This window comes from Ureibacillus sp. FSL W7-1570 (genome assembly GCF_038593265.1).
Lineage (GTDB): Bacteria > Bacillota > Bacilli > Bacillales_A > Planococcaceae > Ureibacillus > Ureibacillus suwonensis.
The window spans coordinates 1,377,973-1,397,647 of record NZ_CP151979.1; the positions used below are offsets into that span (position 1 = coordinate 1,377,973).

The window sequence follows — 19,675 nt, forward strand, 5'->3', positions numbered from 1 at the left end:
ATAAAGCGGAACTGTTCTGTTGGAAATTATGGTATCCTTTCTTGTAGGAGCCGAGGAGGAATCATCGTGAAGCAATTTTTTGGTTATCTTATCATTATCGCTTTCTTCCCTCTCCTCTATCTGTTGGGGGAGAAAATATGGGAAGAAGTGGACCAGGCAAAAACCCAACAACAGCAAATCGAAGAACAAGTCCAACTTCCTGAAACCCAAACCCAGCTTCCCGTTAGAATGTTGGACCGAAATGGAAGTCTTTTTAATGAGGATTACGTCGAATGGAGGGTCCCTACTCCATTAAATGAGATGCCTGAAATCGTCAAACAACTGTTTATATTAAGCGAGGATCGGGATTTTTATCAGCACATCGGCTTCGACTTCAGCGCCATCATGAGGGCGGTTATCGCCAATGCGGGACAAAATTCCATCCGGCAAGGGGGCAGCACCATTACCCAGCAGCTTGTCCGGTCGCTTTATTTATCAGAAGAGAAAACCTATGAACGAAAATTAATGGAAATCTTTTATGCCTATGAATTAGAAAAGATGTATGACAAAGACAAAATTTTAGAAATGTATTTAAATGAAATGTATTTTGCCAATCAAGTGTATGGAATCGGCGGTGCGGCAACGTACTATTTCAATAAGCCTTTGCAGGATTTGTCCGTGGCGGAAATTGCATTCATTTCGGCCATTCCGAACAATCCATCCCTTTATGATCCGGTGACCAATTTCGGGAATACAAAAGCGCGGCAAGAGCGATTGATTGACTTGCTGGCCAAAGAAAATATCATCACGGCCGATGAAGCGAATACATATAAAAACGAACCGATTCGACTGAATATCAAGAGGAAAACCCAGAAGTTCCCCGCTTACAGCACTTACGTCTTGCATGAACTGAAAGAATTGATTGCGGAAAATGAAGGATATGCGGACAGATTGCGGAAAGCTACCCCGGACGCAAAAAAAGTGGTCCAGAAGGAATTGGATGAAAGAATCAATGAACTGCTTCATTCCGGCATCATTATACATACGGCTTTGAATCCTCAAAAGCAGGACGGGGATGAGAAAGCCATCGACTCTTTTTTGTCGGTCCAAAACAACTTGCAAGCAAGCGCTGTCGTCATTGATAATAGCAATCGTGAAATTGTAAGTATTTATGGTGGGAAGGATTATAAAAAATTCGACTTCCATCGGGCTTATCAAGCACCGAGACAGCCGGGTTCATCCTTTAAACCATTAATCGTATATGCGCCGCTTTTTGAAACGGCAAACTATTCCCCTTCATCCATAGTAAGTGGAGGAAACATTTGCATCGGCAATTTCTGCCCGCAAAACTACGGGGGCGCAGTCTACGGCAATGTGACGATTGCGACCGCCTTTAAATACAGCTTAAACACAGCCGCTTTGAGGCTGTTCACCAAGGTGGGAATCGACACGGCTTTTCAATACTTGAACCAATTCCGTTTCGAGTCCATTGAGGAAAAGGATAAAAATTATTCAGCCGCATTGGGAGGGCTCACATACGGGGTAACCGCCCTGGAGATGGCCGATGCGTATACAAGTTTTATTGACGGAAGTTACACAAGAGCCCATGCCATACGGAAAGTGACCGATCAGGATGGAAATATATTGTATCAATGGCCAACGGAACGGAAACAAATATGGTCTGAACAAACGGTCCAATATATGCGGACGCTTTTGGGCGAAGTGGTCAGAAGCGGAACGGGAAAGGGAATTTTTGCAAATTCATCGTATATTGGTGCGAAAACAGGAACAACCAATGACTATCGGGACTTTTGGCTGGCCGGCTTATCGAACGAATACACCGCTGCCGTCTGGCTCGGATATGACCAGCCAAAATCGATGCAACAGCTTGAAAAGGCGCAAATCCATTTCAAAATCTTCAACCGCATTATGAACCAATGAAAAAAGAGCGAGTTTCTTTCCCGCTCTTTTTTGATTATGCCGGTCAGAATATTAATTGGAAAGTTTGACTTTCGAATGAACCGCACTGAACCATTTTCTTTGGAATGATATCTATGCAACTAAAAAAGGCTGCCCCATTGAAGACAGCCCGTACCAATCTAATTTGCAAAAGGCAAGCTCGCCAAAATCCCATTGTACAGTTTTAGACATACAAAGAGGACTGCCGCAAGAAAAACCGCCCAAAAAACAATTTCAAATACGATGAGGCCAATCATGCCGGCCAAAGAAGTATATTGGCTCATTTTATATACTGTATAGACAAAAGAACAAAATAGCGATAATGCAAAAATGATCAGCAATGCAAGATAGGATTGGATGGCAACGGTGCTCAAGAGGCCACCGAAAAAGAAGATGACATATCCCCCTCTTGCCCCCTTTACAGAATGGCCTTCCGAATCGTTCGAAAACAATAGCATCGCGATCTCATGAATCGTTTCCCCAACCAATTTCAATGCTGAAAACATCATGAAGAAACAAAGGAATGAAACGAACAGCAACAACATCCGGATTTCCATATCGGTGAAAAATTCCAGCATGCCGGCATATAAGCCGATGGATTGGAAAAGGCCGATCAACTTGCCTACCGTAAAAATGCCGAATGAGAGACTATAAAGCAGAATAGAGAATAATGGTAAATAACTATATAAGTACGGATTTTTCATCATATTTGCCCCGTTAATTGTATTTTTCCTAACTTATCATAGCAAAATTTCCCGATCTATCAAGTAAATAAAAGAAAAAATCCCGATCTATCAAGTAAATAAAAGAAAAAAGAGTGCGGAAGTCCGCACTCCATCAGTAACGGCCATATGGTGGATAAAATGGAGGATAGATTGGATAATATGGATAATATGGTGGATAATAATATCCTTGAGGATAAATCACGTTCCCTAATAATCCCCCTAAAAATCCGCCAAGAAAAGGATAGCTAAAAAAATTGAATCCACCCCGGTTATATGGTACTGGACGATGGTGATATCGGAAATTCGACATAGTAAACCTCCTTTTCTCTAGTAACATATGTGGGAAAAGGAGGTTCACTTATGTTAATCGCCTAATCCATTTTAAATGCGAAATCTTCAACAAATGCAGCAAGGGTGCGAACCATTACGCCCGTGCCGCCCTTTGGCCCCAATTCGTAAGGCTTGGATGCATCGGATGTTCCTGCAATATCCAAATGGATCCATGGCGTATTATCTACAAATTCCCCGACAAACCCGCCGGCAAAAATCATATGGCCATCGCTTCCCGGAGAATTGTTCAAATCGGCCAATTGCGACTCGCGGATGCGTTTTTTATCCCTTTCCGTCAACGGCATGCCCCAAACAAATTCACCAGTTTTGATGCTCGCTTCCATAAACTTGTCGAAAAAGCCTTCATGATTCGTCAATGCACCTGTTTTATCGTAGCCTAAAGCGGTAATGACTCCGCCGGTCAACGTGGCCACATCAATCAAGTAATCCGCACCATGTTGTTTGGCGTAAGTGACCGCATCCGCCAAAACGAGACGGCCTTCCGCATCGGCATTTTTAATTTCCACCGTTTTTCCGCTATAAGTGGTAATCACATCATCGGGCTTGAACGCGTCTCCTGAAATCATATTGTCCGTTGCCCCGATGACGGCCACCACATTCTTTTTCGGCTTCGTTTCACCGATGATTTTCATGGCGCCAAGAACAGCGGCAGCTCCGCCCATATCGCCTTTCATGCCGACCATGCCGGTTTTGGATTTGATGGAATAGCCGCCTGTATCATAAGTGACCCCTTTTCCAACCAAACCGATGACGTTTTTCCACTGTTCCATTCCTTTATATTTTAAAGTAATCATCCGGGGTTCATTGGTTGATCCCTTATTGACCGCCAAGATGCCGCCCATTCCCAGCTCTTCCAATTGCGCTTTATTCAAAATTTCCACTTCAAAGCCATATTGGTGCGCCAAATTCACCGCATAATCCGCCAAGTCTGTGGCCCTCAAAATATTCGGAGGCAAATTCACCAACGTTCTTGCTTCATTCACCGCTTCCGCATAAATGTAGCCCAATTTGCAGCTTTCAGCAATTTCTTCAAAATCCTCTTTTGTCACAAAATGCACTTCATCAAGATAAACATCCGGAGCGTTGCATGTTGTTTTATAATGAGGCACTTGATAAAATCCCATGCCGCTTCCTTCCGCAAATAAAAACGCAATATCCTTCTCACTGATCGGGGCGGCGGTAAAGGATTCCAACCAAAGGGTAAAGTTGTCCGCTTTCATCTCACGAAGTTTTTTCCCCACCAGTCCAAAAGTTTCCCGCAATTCATTTCTCGTCAACGTTTTCGTATCCCCTAATCCGACAAACAAAACCCGTTGCAGATGTTGATTGGATCCCACATACGGAATTCTCGTCAACTTTTTGCGTTCCGTTTCGATATCGCCGGAACGGATCCATTTTTCCACCTGCTCTCCGTAAAAGGATACGAAATCTTTCCATCCCTTGATATGATCACAATTTTTTTGAACACCTACAATTAATAATTCCGTTGTAATTTCATCAAATGTTTTTTTCTCTTTACAAATCATATTGAAGAACCTCCGAGTTCATGTTCTATCCTTTTCTAAAGGAATTCAAATAAAAAAGCCACTTCCTTTTACTAGTATAACCTAATTTTTGTAAAAGGAAGTGGCAACATATCACAAGAATTTGATATCAACTTTTCCCTACACTCTCCAATGATTTTTCTTCTTCAAAAATAAAGGTTTCAGAAGTTTTTTGTTTTAAAGTAATCAGCAATCCGGTACCAACGATGCCCAGTACCACCAGGAAAAGCATGCCGCTTTTTACATTCAGCACCCCTAAAATATAAGGTCCCAAGAAACCTCCAAGGGCCGCAATTGAATTGACTAATGCGATGCCGACTGGTGCAGTTCGTTCTGTGAAAAAGTGGGTTTCATAAGCAAAGAAGCATCCGGCAAATATATACAGACCGAACGAAGCAACGGTCAAGCAAACCAACATCCAGCCCGGGGAGCTCATAAAACTTGCACAGGCAAAGCCGATAAAGGCAATTATGAAGGAGGCGACAAGATGTTCCTTATATTTTCCGGTACGGTCGGAATTCCATCCGCCAAATAAAATGGCCAATATCCCCATGAAGGAAGGAATCATCGATAACAACCCAATGGATACATTGGTTGTCCCCTCTGCGGATAAATTTTTCAGAATCGTTGGCAACCAAAAAGACAATCCGAACATGCAAGTGTAATTTGAAAAGTAAATTAATGCCAATTTCCAAACTGTTGCATCTTTCAACATTTCCCCAACATATTTTTTATTGATGTGATTGCTTTCCGTTCTTTCCATTTGAAGTTCTGATTCCAGCCATTCCTTTTCCTCCTGGGACAGCCATTTGGCTTCACTTGGCCGGTTCACCAAATAGAACAGCACCACGATTCCGAGAAGTAATGCCGGAAGCCCTTCCAAAATAAACATCCATCGCCAACCGGCCATCTCCAGCCAATACACATGATCAATGATCCATGTCGAAACGGGAGCGCCGATTAATCCCGCAATAGGCAAAGCCAACAGCAAGATCGCCGTTGCCCGTCCACGCTCTTTTTTACGGAACCAGTATGTCAAATACAGTACGGCTCCCGGGAAAAAACCCGCTTCCGCGATACCTAAAATAAAGCGCAAAATATATAAGTGGGCAGCATTTTGGACAAATCCCGTCAATATGACAATGATTCCCCAAGTGATCATAATGCGGGCAATCCATAGTCTGGCCCCCATTTTGCTCATGATCATATTGCTCGGGATCTCAAACATAAAATAGCCAATAAAGAAGATTCCCGACAATAATCCAAACACTTCCGAAGTCAGCGCCAAGTCGGCGTTCATTTCCAAAGCCGCATAGCTTAAATTCACCCGGTCCAAATGGGCAACAATATACAAAAGCAAAATAAACGGCAAAATCCGAGTCATCGTCTTCTTAACAGTCGTCTTTTCAATCATTTGAAGTTCTTTCAAATTACAATCCCCCTGTTTACACTGTGATAATAGAGTAAAATGAGTATATTGAATAAATAAAGAAATAAAGAACAGACAGAAATCGCTATGAAATAACGATTTCTGCTAATTGACGCTTTAAGCCAATCAAATTGTCAGCGCTTTCAATGATGGCCTGATGCGCTTTCTGAATGGCCTCCACACCAATCCCTGCATAATTCTTCAAATATAGTGCCAGATTCATAAATTGTTGCAATGTTTTATGAACGTAAACTTTTGCAGCGATTTCAATCTTTTGATCTCCGCTTGTTTTTCGGGCTCTCGCCAACAAACTGTCCATGGCGTATAACCCAATCGCCATATCCGCAATGGCAGCTGCCAGCTCCTGTTCTTTATTCATATCTGTCAAATTGTTTTTGCGGGCGCTTTCAATCAACTCTTTCAATATAACCCTTGCAAGATTCAATTTTTGATATTCCTTCTCCAATGGACCGCTCACATGCTCTTCTTCCACAACCGGTTCGTACGCTTTCATTATGTGGTTGGCAATCAAGATGCGATTGATTTCATTCGTGCCTTCAAAGATGCGATTGATTCGGACATCCCGATACAATTGTTCGATTTCATATTCCCGCATATACCCATAGCCGCCATGGATTTGCAATGCTTCATCCACAATTTTTCCCGCCGCTTCGGTCGCCATCACCTTATTGATGGAACAATGGACTGCAAATTTCCCTACCAATTTGGCAATGGAATCATAGGGTTCTGAAAAGGATTCTTCCATTTCCCCGGCCGTCCGGTATACAACGCTTTCCACCGCAATGGACTCTGCAACCATATCCGCAATCTTTTCTCTGATCAAAGGAAAACTCGTTAATGGTTGCTTGAATTGTTGACGGACATTTCCATATTCGATCGCCAATTCGATTGCCCGTTTGGCCGTGCCCAGCGAACTCAAAGCAATTTTATGTCTTCCGAAATTCAATACATTGAATGCAATGATATGTCCGCGGCCGATTTCACCAATGACATTTTCCACCGGCACATGGACTTGATCCAAAATAACCGAACGGGTGGATGAACCGTCCAACCCCATTTTATTTTCCTCTGGACCCGTGGACAGCCCTTCGCTGGCCGCTTCCACAATAAAAGCGGTGAAATGCTGATGGTCCACTTTTGCATAGACGATAAAAATGTCCGCAAATCCTGAATTCGTAATCCATTGCTTTTCGCCATTCAAAATATAATAACGGCCGCATGGAGATAAAGTGGCAGATGTTTTAATGCCCAATGCATCCGTTCCGGCGGATGGTTCCGTCAAAGCATAGGCTGCGATATGCTCTCCTGTAAGCAATTTAGGCAAATAACGGGATTTTTGCTCCGGTGTCCCGAACAGGGCAATCGGCAACGCCCCTATTCCTGTCTGGCCGCTGAACGTAATGTTGAACGATCTTGCCTTTGCCATCCCTTCGGCAATAATCGCCGCGCTCACCTTGCCAAGTTCCAATCCTCCGTATTCTTCCGCAATATCAGCCGCAATGAGGCCAAGTTCTCCCGCCTTCAACATCAGTCTCTTTGTTTCATCAAATTGTTTCTGTTCAATCATATGGAGTACGGGAAATACTTCCCGATCAACAAATTTCTCTACCGTCTCTTTCAGCATGAGATGTTCATCCGTAAATTCTTCCACTGTAAACACATCAGCTGGACGGCTCGTTTTGTTTAAAAAGGACAGCAAACTTTTCGTTGAACTATTCATGTACCACAACCTCTCTTTCAAGAGACAATGTCAGCTTTTCAACCACTTCTTTCGGGATCGGCTCCGCTTTTGGCGTATCGGAAAAGGACGTCCATGCGCGGATCATATAACCATGGGCTACAATTTCGTCTCCTCTTTTGAACACATGTTTTAATTTGAAGGTTTTATTATGGATTTCCAATACGGTCGTTTCAATCACCACATGTTCTTCAAATCGCAGCGGTTTTTTGAACTGGCAAAAGGCTTCAAGGATGGGCAAAGCCCGCTTATCTTCCTGAAAAAGTCTGCTGGACGGCTTTATAAGTTCCGCAAGATATTCATGCGTGGCTTCATCCATCCACTTATAGAAGTTGGGGGTAAAAACGATTCCTGCCGCATCCGTGTCCCCCCAGCGCACTTTAAATTCATACTTATGCATTTGGCACATCCCCTTAACGAAGTGTCGCTTTCAATTTCTCGGTAATGATATTTTTCAGTTCATGTTTGATAATTTTTCCGCTGGCGGTAATCGGCAGCTTATCAACGAAAACAAAACGGTCAGGCACCTTGAAATCCGCCACTTTGTCTTTGATGTAATCCTTCATCGATTGTTCATCTTCCACATGGCCCGGTTTCAATTTAATCACGGCGCAGCTGATTTCCCCTAAAACCGTGTCAGGCAAACCGATAATCGCCACTTCCAGCACACTTGGATGTTTATAGAAATGTTCTTCAATCTCCCGTGGGTAAATATTATATCCGCCTCTGATAATCAGTTCTTTCTTGCGTCCAACGATGCGGATATAACCATGTTCATCCATCGTTCCGGAATCACCCGTATAAAAATAGCCTTCCTCGTCAAATGCCGCCTGCGTGTATTCCGGCATCTTGTAATACCCTTTCATCACACCTTTTCCTTTGACGGCGATTTCTCCAATTTCACCGATTCCCACTTTTTGTCTTTGTACGTCAACAATTTTCCCTTCATAGCCCGGCAAAAATTTTCCTACCGTCGTTGATTTCAAATAATCATCATCATCAAAGCTTGTGAATGTCACCGGAGCGGAGGTTTCTGTAAGTCCATAGGAAACTTGAATGTCACAACCCATTTCGGTCCGAATTCTCCGGACGATTTCTTCCGGACATGGAGCAGCCGCGATGATTCCTGTTCTTAACGATGACAAGTCAAACTTTTGAAAATCCGGATGGTTCAGTTCCAATATGAACATTGTCGGCACTCCATGATGGACCGTCACCTTTTCGCTCTCGATCCGTTTTAACGCTTCGATGGCTTTATACTCTTCCAAAAACACCATCTTTGAACCTTTGCTGACCACCGACAGGATGCCCGGCACCAAACCGAACACATGGAAAATAGGCACCGGAATGAGATATACATCGTCTTTTGTACATTTCAACATATCGGCGGATAATTCGGCGGAATATATGACATTTTCATGGGTCAACATAGCCCCTTTTGGTTTGCCGGTCGTTCCGGACGTATACAGGATTGTAAAAACATCATCTGCCGGATCGATTGGTGCAGGAGATGCGGAAATGCCTTTGCCTTTCTCCAATAAATCCCGATAACCAGAAAATTCAGACATTTCCGAGCGCACTGCGAAAATATCTTCCAAAGAAGAATCACTTGATTGCAAATAATTTTTAAAGTCCTCAAAATATTGGAAATCTTTTCCGACAAACATTCCTTTTGCGCCGGAATTTTCGAGAATGTAGACAAGCTCCTCTTTGCTGTATCTTGTGTTGCAAGGAATCAAGATGACGCCCAATTGCGCCAACGCAAAATAGATGGCTACGGCTTCATACCAATTGGGAAGGGAAACGATGACCCGGTCCCCTTTTTGATAACCCTTTTGCGACAAAGCGGCCGCTATACTTTGAGTTTCTTCCATTAATCGCTTATACGTGATGCGATTCGCTCCATCAAAGATCGCTTCTTTATCCGGATAATTTTGAGATGCCCTTTCAAGAAGTCCAAACACAGTAACTGTCATTCTTCATCCCCCTTTATAATCTCTCCCATATTGCCGCAATTCCCTGTCCACCACCAATGCAAACGGCAGAAGCACCGTATTTTTTTCCTCTTCTGGCCAACTCGTAAATCAAAGTCAGCGATATTCTCACCCCTGAAACCGCCAATGGATGTCCCAATGCAACTGCACCGCCATTTACATTGCCGATTTCCGGGTCAAATCCGAGTTCCTTCTGACACGCCAAATATTGGGCTGAAAAGGCTTCATTAATTTCGATCAAATCCAGATCTTTCAGCTGCAGCCCCGCTTTTTTCAATGCATTTTGAATGGCAGGTACCGGCCCGATTCCCATATACTTCGGCTCTACACCGACAACATCCCACGATACTAATCTCGCAATCGGTTGCAACCCTCTTTTTTCGGCATATTCCGAAGAAGCAAGGATCACAGCGGCTCCCGCATCATTCATTCCACTGGCATTGCCTGGTGTAACTACACCTCCTTCCAAAAATCTTGGAGGCAATTTGCCCAGCTCTTCCAGACTTGTTTTTCTTGGATGTTCATCTTTGTCGATGATGACCGTCCCTTTTTTCTTCTTGATTTCCACCGGAACAATTTCTTTCTCAAAATATCCTTTTTCCATTGCGGAAAGGGCTCTTTCATGGCTTGTAAGCGCATGCAAATCCACTTGTTCCCTCGTGATTTCGTATTTTTTCGCCAAATTCTCCGCCGTGATGGCCATTGAACATTGACCATACGTGTCATAAAGTCCATCCCACAACCAATCTTCAATCACCGGTGAACCTAATTTGGTCCCCCACCGCATTCCTCTGATGACATGGGGAACTTGGCTCATGTTTTCCGCTCCGCCTGCCAGCACCACTTCCGCTTCCCCCGTTTGAATGAACCGGGCAGCAGTCAACAACACTTCGATGCCGGTGCCGCATAATCGATTGACGGTAACAGCCGGCACTTCGATCGGCACTTGCGCTTTCAACCCGACATGCCGGGCCAAAAAATGGGCATCTTTACTTGATTGCTGAACGTTTCCGAATACGACATGATCAATTTCATCGGGTGTTATTTTTGCTCTTTTGATCGCTTCAATAGAGGCATAAGCCCCCAAATCCGTCGCTGAAACCTCCCGGAATGAACCGCAAAATTCAGCCAAAGCGGTACGCGCACCTTCCAACAGGACAATATCTTGTTTCACAAAAATCATCTCCCTGTAAAATTCGGCTTTCTTTTTTCTACAAATGCTTGCATTCCTTCTTTTCGATCCTCTGTTGCAAAGGCATTGCCAAAGCAAGTCATTTCAATTGTAAGCCCGGACTCCAAATCCACATTGGAACCGGAATTCACCGCCAATTTCAACATTCTTAAAGCTACACTCGGTTTCTCGGCCAGTTTCTTTGCCCATTCGCAGGCTTCTGACAAAAGATTTTCCGCCGGTACCACCCGGTTCACAATGTGCCATTGAAGCGCTTGTTCCGCCGTAATCATTTCACCAAAGTACAGCAATTCTTTCGCAATTCCTTGTCCGACAATCCGTTGCAATCTTTGCGTTCCGCCTCCACCAGGGATAATGCCCAAATTGATTTCCGGAAAGGCGAATTTGGCCTTTTCTGAAGCAATCCGCAAATCGCAAGCCAATGCCAATTCCAATCCGCCTCCAAGGGCAAGTCCGTTGATGGCGGCAATGACAGGCTTCGCTAAATTCTCAATCGTTGAAAAAGCTTTTCTTGAAGTTTGATTCATCTCCAGCATATCAACGGCTTCCAATTCCAACATTTCGCGGATGTCCGCTCCGGCAACGAAAGCCTTTTCACCGCTTCCCGTAAGGACGATTACTTGGACGTCTTCCCGGTTTTCAAGCTCTGTCATCAATTGGGTAAGTTCTTTAAAAACAGCTGTATTAAGGGGATTGACAGGTGGACGGTGAATGGTTACAATTGCAACCTTATTCTCAATTTCACAAAGCAAAAATTCATACTTTGCCGTCAAGTCCTGAACAGTTTTATTTGTTGTAGTCATAAAAACCAGCTCCCGTCTTTTTACCTAATCTGCCTGCTCTCACCAGTTGTTTCAGCAATAATGGAGGTGCATAACGATTATCATTCAGTTCATTTTTCATATATTCCATTACGTAATAACCGATATCCACGCCCGCATAATCCTGCAATGTAAATGGGCCCATCGGATAATTCAAGCCAAGGGTAACCGCTTTGTCGATATCTTCCGCCGTGGCGACACCTTCTTCGAGCAGCCGAATCGCTTCAATAAACTGCGGAATCATAATGCGATTTACAATAAATCCTGGCACATCTTTTTTGACTTCAATCGGTTCTTTCCCCAATTCTCTTGCAAAAGCTTGGATTTTGGAAACGGTTTCATCACTTGTTTTTAATCCCCGTACAACTTCCACAAGCTTCATGATTTGTGCCGGGTTGAAAAAGTGCATTCCGGCCACTTTCTCCGGACGTTTTGTTGTTTCCGCAAGCACCGTAATGGACATCGAGGACGTGTTTGTTGCAATGATGACGTCTTCCGGCAGAATTTGATCCAGTTTTGTAAAGACTTCCTTTTTCACGTCCAAATCTTCAACAACGGCTTCGATGACAAAATCGACCTCTTGCAAATCTTCCAAATTCGTCGTTGTATGGATCCGTTCAATGACTTCCGCTTTTTCGCTTTCCGTGATTTTTCCTTTTTCAACGCTTTTGTTCATAAATTTCTCAATGCGCGCCAACCCATTTTCCAAAAATTTTGTATCTACATCGTGAAGGAAAACCTGGAATCCGCTGCTTGCGATCAAGTTGGCGATTCCGCTTCCCATCGTTCCTGCTCCCACCACTCCAACTGTCTTTATCGCCATATGTGATACTCCTTTCAATTTTAAAAATTTTCTGTGATTAAAATATATAAAAATTCTAATCTCTTCTGTACCTATACAATGTAGGAAGAATACAACGAATTTTCATCATTTTTGCGGAGAATGCCTGAAAGATTCATAAAATACGGAACAAAAAAACCCGCCCTTTGCCCAATGGTTCAAAGAGCGGGTGGAAATGGCTTCACAGGTTCTGCTTCAATTCGTTCCCGAATAAATCATACAATTTAATCGCCATATTCAAATTAAATCGGTGTTCCGCATTATCCAAATCCACTTGTAAGAGATCCTCAATTTTTTCCAGGCGGTATTGCAATGTGCTTCGATGAATATACAATTCTTTTGCCGTTTCGGTCATATTCCCATTATGCGACAAATATACTTGAAGGGTTTTCAATAAATCCATGTTTTTTCCTTCACTATTCAATAACGGACCGATGTGATCCTGAACAAAGATGGCAACCATCCGGCCATCGATTTCATGCAATAAAGTATAGGCCCCCAAATCATCAAATAAGGCGAATCCCATTTCCTTAAAACGCGACTTCACTACATTCAGACATTTTTTTGCTTGCATGTAAGAAACCGAATAATCTTCAATCTTCTCTGTTACTCCCCCGATGGCCAATAAGACTTGAACATTGTTCCAATCGCTTCTCACCCATTTTTTTAAATTTTCATACATTTTATTCCAATATAATTTTATTGAATGAGCCATCGATGAAACCGGTGAAATTAGAATCAAATCGCCTTCTTTATTTACGGCGATTACTTCCGGATAATAGTTTGATAGATTCAATTTGATTTTTTCCAATATGGCGGATTTGTACGACTCCTGTTCCAGTAAATCCAGGTGATGATCTTGGATGGTTAATGACAGGATGGCGACAAAATGGGGACGATTGATATCCCAATGAAAAAGATTGGCATATTGGAAGATATTTTCAATCTCGTCAATTGGATTGGACAATAATTTGTTGATAAAACTGTCTTTGACCTGTTCTTTCGCATCAAGAATGATTTTTTGTTTCATAAATTGAATGGAATAAATATTGCGGGCGACGTCAATGGCCAAACGGACATAATCATCCATTTTGATATTGGTGGCATCCAACACCAAATAACCAAATAAATCCCCACCCACATCAATGGTCCAAATTAACAACGTTTTTTCCAAGGCCGGATGGGGAATCCATGCTTTGGATGTTCTTTTTTGAACAATTTCATAGGTGGCGAGCTCAAGGTATTCATCCAATAAACCTTCTTTGTCAGGTAACAGTTTATACGAAATCGGTCTCAAAAACCGGTCGAGCAACAGGACAGATTTCTCCAATGTCTGACTCAACATCGTGGTGATTTCATCGATCGAATTGCCGTGAATCGTTTCTTTCACCATCGCTTGCTGATAAATTAATAAACTCTGAAGCTTTTGTTTATGTTGTTTTTCCCTTTGAAACAATACAGCAATGGCTAAATCCTTTCCAAAATCGTCAAATACACTTTCCATTTCTTCATATAAAATGACTCTTTGCAAATAACCAATGATACAAAATCCAAAAAGATTCAATTCATTTTTCAGCGGGAAAGTAAACCAAGTTTGGACCTTCTCCTTGTGAAGCAGTCTCGTAAACTCGCAATTTTTTTCCAGACTCAATTGCTCATGGGTTAAACTGGACAAAAATAAATTGGGGGAACACTGGTCCACAGGTAATGGAAAATGGCCGGCAATCGAACTTTTTGTCCCGCTCCATGCTTTCACAATCAACTGTTCTCCCGTTTTGAAAACAATCCCGACAAAGTCCGCTGACAGTTTTTCTCTGAAAGCATTTGTTATATATTGCAGCGTTTCATCTTCCGAATCAAATTGAACAAGTTGTCTTGAAGTGGATTTCAGCTTTTTTTCCAGAATTTTAACGATTTTTTCTTTTTTTTCTTCCTTCATCCTCTTCCACAGCCCTTTATTGATTATTTATTTATATACATAATATGACAAATCCAAAACCGATATCCAATAATAAAATCGTCCGAACACCACTTGAAACATCAATCTTTCCATTCACACTAATCTTTTTCATGCATATACTTAAATGTTTGAATAAGCATTATGCTATACTGTTTGTAAGACAATAAAGAAAGGGTTTTTGCAATTTGGCCATTTTTCATAATGCTCCATTACTCCTGGCGCTGTTCTCAATTTTTTTCGCGCAATTCATTAAAGTACCCATCCATTTTTTATTTACAAAAGAAATCAACTGGTCGCTGCTCACTTCCACCGGCGGCATGCCCAGCTCCCATTCCGCCGCTGTGACGAGTCTCGCTACAGCCGTTGGTTACGAAACAGGTTTTGACTCACCGGTTTTTGCCGTTGCCGCCTTGTTCGCCGGAATCGTCATGTATGACGCGAGCGGTGTCCGTTATCAGGCAGGGCAGCATGCAGCCATGTTGAATAAAATCCGGCAAGAACTGACAACATTTTTTCATGAAATGAAACATTGGACGGAAAAAGATGAAAATGAAAAACAGGAAGAACTGAAAACTTTGTTGGGCCATAAACCGAATGAAGTATTATCCGGCGCACTTACCGGCATCATTATTTCCGTCATTTTTTATACTTTCATCCAATAAAAAGGATCTATCCAAAAGTTGGCACTTTTGGATAGATCCTTTTAAAACATTCGATATCCGCTTTTCCTTAAAATAATCATGACGATGCCGGCGACGATGGTTCCGGCAAATCCTCCAGATAGAATGGCAATATCCACAACCTGAAGAGATAAAATTTTATCCCATAAAGCCGGCCATGCATGACCCGGTTTAAATATATAATCCAAAAAGCTGACTTCATCAATGATAAAGATAACGACAACCGGATAGATGATCGTCATCAGCCACGTCATGCGAAGTAACATGTTCAATAAGAAACCGATTCCAAAAAACATGACAAAAAATAATACGACAGAGATGATTAATTGTACAATCGAAACTGAGCCACCCATATATGTTTACCTCCATTTTCCTTCCATTAGTTTAACCTAATTGGGTTGTCCTTTCAAATGGAAAAATGGAAACAAAAATGAGAAAAGGAGCGTCTGAAAAGTCATTTTTGAGGCGTTCCCTTTTCGGCTGTCGCACACGCTTTCGCCGCAGATGAATTGCGGCAGGGTAACATTTGATGTGACGACCGCAGGAGCAAAGATTATAAAAATATTTACTAACTTATAAGTGAGAAGCCGGGACATTTTACTTGTTTCAAATTCGTACAGCCATGAAATTTTACAAAATTTCATAGGCTGTTTTCTTTTTAAAAGGGAATTTTATCCTATCAAAAAAACATTTCTATAGAACCTTAATCCTATAATATAATTAAGAAAATACCAATAGCAGGAGGAATTTAGTATGAAAGTGAAACTCAGGATGCGAAGGATATTTTTGATTGCAATGGCCATTTTCGCAATGATTTTGCCCATAGGTGCCCAACAAACATTTGCATTTACCTCGGCCAATACAAATGCTTCTGGATTGTCCTATCATGATGGATACATCTATGTTGCAAATTTCGTCGACAGTAAAATCAGTAAAATTTCTGATGATGGAACCATAACGGATGTAATAAATTTTAATAATGGCGAACCATATTCTTTGGATTTTGATTCGGAGGGCAATTTTTATTACACATTTGCTTACATAGGTTATCCGATTGATAAAATTTATAAAATTTCCAGTACTGATTTTAGTGAAGGGATTGGAAATCCTGCCGAAATTTCCACGGAAGTCATTACAGGAGGAGTGTTTCTGTATGGACTTGCTTTCCATCCAATAACGGGCGATTTCTATTTTGGAGACTATGTTTTAAAAAAGTTATATACCATTTCGAAAAAGGATTTCAATGACTTTCCAATTCCCGTTACAAGCCCAAAGGTGCATGAAATAGGAACAATGCCGTATTCTGTTTCAGATATTGCATTTGATTCCATAGGAAATTTGTATTTTTCATATTCATCTTGGATAACAAAGGTAACTGCCGATGATCTCGCCGATGGCCATATCGACAATCCAATTCATAACTATGTGATTACTGCGGAAAATTGAATGTCAGTCAAGAAGCCGGTTTCAAAGATGTAACAAGCAAGCACTGGGCATTTGAGGCGATCAACTTTGCCAAAGCTGCCGGCATTATGACCGGTTATGAAGACCTTACGTTCAAGCCGAACCAGGAATTGACACGGGCCCAAACGGTGAAAATCATAAACCTGCTTTTCAAACGCGGACCATTGACGAATGTGGAAACTCCGACATTTGTGGATGTACCGAAAAATCATTGGTCATTTGGAGAAGTGGAAGAAGCCGTCCGAACACATGATATATTATTGGATGGAAATCGATAGTCAAAACAAGGCTAGTGCATAACGAACTTCAAGAATCGAGTAGGAGGGAGCGATTAACTCCCGTCCTCTCACACCACCGTACGTACGGTTCCGTATACGGCGGTTCAATTAAGATGATTGACGCAAGTCTTTATAACTTCCGTGAATAGCTGTTCTCTTTATGCCAGTGGTCACTCCACCCTCCAAGAGGTCTCCCACGGGATTCACCGCTTCCTTCCTCAAGTGAGGTACTACGTTTTCTGTGTTCATCATGACTCACTGAATGCCAAGGGCTATTCTCTCTTAATTGTTCGGTCCTTCTTAGTAGTTCTAAACCAACTAATACTATGACCTCTGCTGACTTCTGACGGTTCAGCTACTTATCACTAAGTAGGTTATGAAGCGTACTTCACATATCCGCCAGACCTCCCCGGGTAAGAATGTAATCTTTCCTTCCATCTATCTGCTTCATTTACTCTGTACCACCTTTGGCAGAAAGGACTTTGTTTTGTTTAGCAAACTCATCCAATGATACCTAGCCTTATATGAAGTTCGTGTTCCTCAGACCGGAAGTTTGCCGCTCGCTTCCTTCAGATTCCGCGTCACCACGGACACCCTTGCGTTAAGCTAACTGTTACTTCTGCCTTCACAGTTCGGGACTTACACCCTATAGATTACACCCATGCCAGGCGCACTAAAAAAGGAGAATTTGAGCCAGCTCAAATTCTCCTTTTCTCATTGGAAGAGGGTGTTGTCCCAGCTTCCTTTCATTTTTTATACTGCCCCTATGGCTTTTCCTTTCACAAATCTCGGACTGTTCCATAACTTCACCCATGATTTCAAGGCTGTAATAACGATGACAACACCTAAGATCAACATGATGACGGACAATACTCCATTCAATACGGAATAGCCTGCTGAAGCGGAATTCCAGTACACGTTTTTAATCATCCAGATCCCGGCAACATTGACTGAAATATAAAGGTATACCAGAGGAATGATGCAAGTTAATACATAAATTCGCTTCGTTGCAATTTTTAAGATGACCGTTGCGCCGAGCACCAGCCCGATGGAAGCCATCAACTGATTGGAGACACCGAAGAGCGTCCAGATCGGACCAATTTCTCCGGTGTACAACAAATACCCCCACATGAAGCAAGCCAATGCACTCGCAAAGATTGTACCCGGCCACCAGTCCGTGCGTTTTAATGGTTTGATCGCGTCACCCAAGAAATCTTGAATCAAGTAGCGGGCAACACGGGTACCTGCATCAATGGCAGTCAAGATGAACACCGCTTCAAACATAATGACAAATTGATAGAAATAGCCGCTCAAATGCGTAAACCATGGAACACCCGTAAAGATTTGCGTCATCCCTACGGCAAGGGACACTGCACCGCCTGTTCTTCCTTCCAAGTCGATGCCAATCGCTTGGGACAATTGCGGCAGGTTGACAACTTCCATCCCTAATGTGGCAAATACGGCCGGTGCTGCATTGATGGCGAAATAATCAGCAGGATGCAAGGAAGTGGCGGCAACGAGCGCCATGACCCCCACCAAACTTTCCACCAGCATCGCACCAAATCCCACAACCCGGATATCTTCCCATTTATCCAACATCTTCGGTGTCGTTCCGGATCCGATAAATGCATGGAAACCGGAAATGGCTCCACAAGCAATGGTAATGGATACGAAAGGCCATACCGGACCGGCAATGATTGGCCCACCGCCATGAATAAACTCAGTCACCACCGGGAATTGAATGACAGGATTCACGAAAAATACTCCGATAATCAGCGCTATGAACACTCCAATTTTCATGAAGCTGGACAAATAATCCCTTGGCGCAAGCAAAAACCAAACCGGCAACGCTGCAGCAAAAAACGCATAAATCGGTAAAATAATGGCCAAAGTTTGGCGATCCAATGTCAGCCATTCCCCAAGAACCGTTCCTTGGATATATGGACCCACAAAAACGCCGATCACCAATAAAATAAATCCGATGGCAGATGTGGCAATCAAATTTCCTGTTTTCTTATAGGCGATTCCGACCAGCATGGCAATCGGAATTGTAATGGCCACCGCGAAAGTTCCCCATGGATTCCGTTCCAACGCACCTAAAACAACCATGGAAAGGCCGGCCATCGTGATGGTAATAATGAATAACATGGCAAGACCTGTACAAAATCCTGCCACTGGCCCGAGCTCTTCCTTCATCACCTCTGAAAGCGATTTCCCTTTTTTCCGCATTGAAGCGAATAACACCACCGCATCATGCACAGCGCCGCCAATAACCGCTCCAATTAATAGCCATAACAGCCCAGGCAGATAACCGAATTGGGCGGCAAGCACAGGACCCACCAGCGGGCCGGCTGCGGCAATCGCCGCAAAGTGATGCCCGAAAGCCACCCATTTGTTCGTTGGCACGTAATCTTTTCCGTCGTTTAATTCATGGGCGGGTGTCGGCTTTTTATCATTGATCAACAACACTTTTTTTGTAAAGAAATACCCGTATAAACGGTAGCCGATGACAAGCACACAAATGGCGCCGATGACAATGGAAAGCCCATTCATAAATTTCCCCCATCACCTTGTGATTAAATTTTTTTTTAGCGTGAATCCCCTGAAAAATTCCTATTTACAAACCCCTACGTTTTTCCTTTTTGATTCCCCCTTGTATCACTTTTTTATGATTGTATGTTTTCATTTTCCCAAATATA

Annotated in this window: 18 protein-coding genes; 4 read left to right on the top strand and 14 right to left on the bottom strand. The window is 42.7% G+C overall.

Annotation, left to right across the window (positions count from 1 at the left end):
- Positions 1 to 66: 66 nt before the first annotated feature.
- The gene (locus tag NST13_RS06855) at positions 67 to 1,920 is read left to right on the top strand and encodes a transglycosylase domain-containing protein (protein ID WP_342581691.1); all 1,854 of its coding nucleotides are present in this window, start codon (positions 67 to 69) and stop codon (positions 1,918 to 1,920) included.
- 158 nt (positions 1,921 to 2,078) lie between these two features.
- On the opposite strand, the gene NST13_RS06860 is transcribed toward NST13_RS06855, so the two are convergent.
- The 11 genes from NST13_RS06860 to NST13_RS06910 all read right to left on the bottom strand — a co-directional run bounded on the left by NST13_RS06860 (position 2,079) and on the right by NST13_RS06910 (position 14,533).
- Positions 2,079 to 2,645 carry a DUF5366 family protein gene (locus NST13_RS06860; RefSeq protein WP_342468838.1) on the bottom strand — a complete coding sequence of 189 codons (567 nt, stop codon included), beginning with the start codon at positions 2,643 to 2,645 and terminating at the stop codon, positions 2,079 to 2,081.
- A 130-nt stretch (positions 2,646 to 2,775) separates the two neighbouring features.
- Positions 2,776 to 2,973 (bottom strand): hypothetical protein, encoded by a 198-nt coding sequence (locus NST13_RS06865; RefSeq protein WP_342581692.1) that lies wholly within the window; start codon positions 2,971 to 2,973, stop codon positions 2,776 to 2,778.
- A 61-nt stretch (positions 2,974 to 3,034) separates the two neighbouring features.
- Complete coding sequence (locus NST13_RS06870) at positions 3,035 to 4,540, bottom strand: leucyl aminopeptidase (protein ID WP_342581693.1); 1,506 nt, start codon at positions 4,538 to 4,540, stop codon at positions 3,035 to 3,037.
- Between the two features lie 127 nt (positions 4,541 to 4,667).
- Entirely contained in the window at positions 4,668 to 5,987 is a 1,320-nt protein-coding gene (locus NST13_RS06875; RefSeq protein ID WP_342468836.1) for an MFS transporter, read from the bottom strand.
- Between the two features lie 85 nt (positions 5,988 to 6,072).
- Positions 6,073 to 7,728: an acyl-CoA dehydrogenase family protein gene (locus NST13_RS06880; RefSeq protein ID WP_342581694.1), complete on the bottom strand. Its 1,656-nt coding sequence runs from the start codon at positions 7,726 to 7,728 to the stop codon at positions 6,073 to 6,075.
- The gene (locus NST13_RS06885; protein ID WP_342468834.1) at positions 7,721 to 8,146 is read right to left on the bottom strand and encodes a thioesterase family protein; all 426 of its coding nucleotides are present in this window, start codon (positions 8,144 to 8,146) and stop codon (positions 7,721 to 7,723) included. The genes NST13_RS06880 and NST13_RS06885 overlap by 8 nt, the downstream gene beginning before the upstream one ends.
- Before the next feature lie 13 nt (positions 8,147 to 8,159).
- The gene (locus NST13_RS06890) at positions 8,160 to 9,722 is read right to left on the bottom strand and encodes an AMP-binding protein (protein ID WP_342468833.1); all 1,563 of its coding nucleotides are present in this window, start codon (positions 9,720 to 9,722) and stop codon (positions 8,160 to 8,162) included.
- Positions 9,723 to 9,735: 13 nt separating this feature from the next.
- Positions 9,736 to 10,914, bottom strand: coding sequence for an acetyl-CoA C-acetyltransferase (locus NST13_RS06895; protein ID WP_342581695.1), 1,179 nt, complete (start codon positions 10,912 to 10,914; stop codon positions 9,736 to 9,738).
- 5 nt (positions 10,915 to 10,919) lie between these two features.
- Positions 10,920 to 11,735 carry an enoyl-CoA hydratase-related protein gene (locus NST13_RS06900; protein ID WP_342468831.1) on the bottom strand — a complete coding sequence of 272 codons (816 nt, stop codon included), beginning with the start codon at positions 11,733 to 11,735 and terminating at the stop codon, positions 10,920 to 10,922.
- Entirely contained in the window at positions 11,719 to 12,576 is an 858-nt protein-coding gene (locus tag NST13_RS06905; RefSeq protein WP_342468830.1) for a 3-hydroxyacyl-CoA dehydrogenase family protein, read from the bottom strand. Before NST13_RS06905 ends, NST13_RS06900 begins: the two co-directional genes overlap by 17 nt.
- A 199-nt stretch (positions 12,577 to 12,775) precedes the next feature.
- Positions 12,776 to 14,533, bottom strand: coding sequence for a helix-turn-helix domain-containing protein (locus tag NST13_RS06910; RefSeq protein ID WP_342581696.1), 1,758 nt, complete (start codon positions 14,531 to 14,533; stop codon positions 12,776 to 12,778).
- 206 nt (positions 14,534 to 14,739) lie between these two features.
- On the opposite strand from NST13_RS06910, the gene NST13_RS06915 reads away from it, so the two are divergent.
- Entirely contained in the window at positions 14,740 to 15,216 is a 477-nt protein-coding gene (locus NST13_RS06915; protein ID WP_342468828.1) for a divergent PAP2 family protein, read from the top strand.
- Positions 15,217 to 15,257: 41 nt separating this feature from the next.
- On the opposite strand, the gene NST13_RS06920 is transcribed toward NST13_RS06915, so the two are convergent.
- Positions 15,258 to 15,587 (bottom strand): YuiB family protein, encoded by a 330-nt coding sequence (locus NST13_RS06920; RefSeq protein ID WP_342468827.1) that lies wholly within the window; start codon positions 15,585 to 15,587, stop codon positions 15,258 to 15,260.
- Positions 15,588 to 15,987: 400 nt separating this feature from the next.
- Between NST13_RS06920 and NST13_RS06925 the strand changes: the two genes are divergently transcribed.
- The gene (locus NST13_RS06925) at positions 15,988 to 16,680 is read left to right on the top strand and encodes a hypothetical protein (protein ID WP_342581697.1); all 693 of its coding nucleotides are present in this window, start codon (positions 15,988 to 15,990) and stop codon (positions 16,678 to 16,680) included.
- On the top strand, positions 16,677 to 16,976 hold the full coding sequence (locus tag NST13_RS06930) for an S-layer homology domain-containing protein (RefSeq protein ID WP_342468825.1): 300 nt from the start codon (positions 16,677 to 16,679) through the stop codon (positions 16,974 to 16,976). The genes NST13_RS06925 and NST13_RS06930 overlap by 4 nt, the downstream gene beginning before the upstream one ends.
- Positions 16,977 to 17,084: 108 nt before the next feature.
- On the opposite strand, the gene NST13_RS06935 is transcribed toward NST13_RS06930, so the two are convergent.
- Together NST13_RS06935 and NST13_RS06940 are read right to left on the bottom strand one after the other, a co-directional pair.
- Positions 17,085 to 17,228: a hypothetical protein gene (locus NST13_RS06935; RefSeq protein WP_172597779.1), complete on the bottom strand. Its 144-nt coding sequence runs from the start codon at positions 17,226 to 17,228 to the stop codon at positions 17,085 to 17,087.
- 501 nt (positions 17,229 to 17,729) lie between these two features.
- Positions 17,730 to 19,529 (bottom strand): carbon starvation protein A, encoded by a 1,800-nt coding sequence (locus tag NST13_RS06940; protein ID WP_342468823.1) that lies wholly within the window; start codon positions 19,527 to 19,529, stop codon positions 17,730 to 17,732.
- Positions 19,530 to 19,675: the final 146 nt, after the last annotated feature.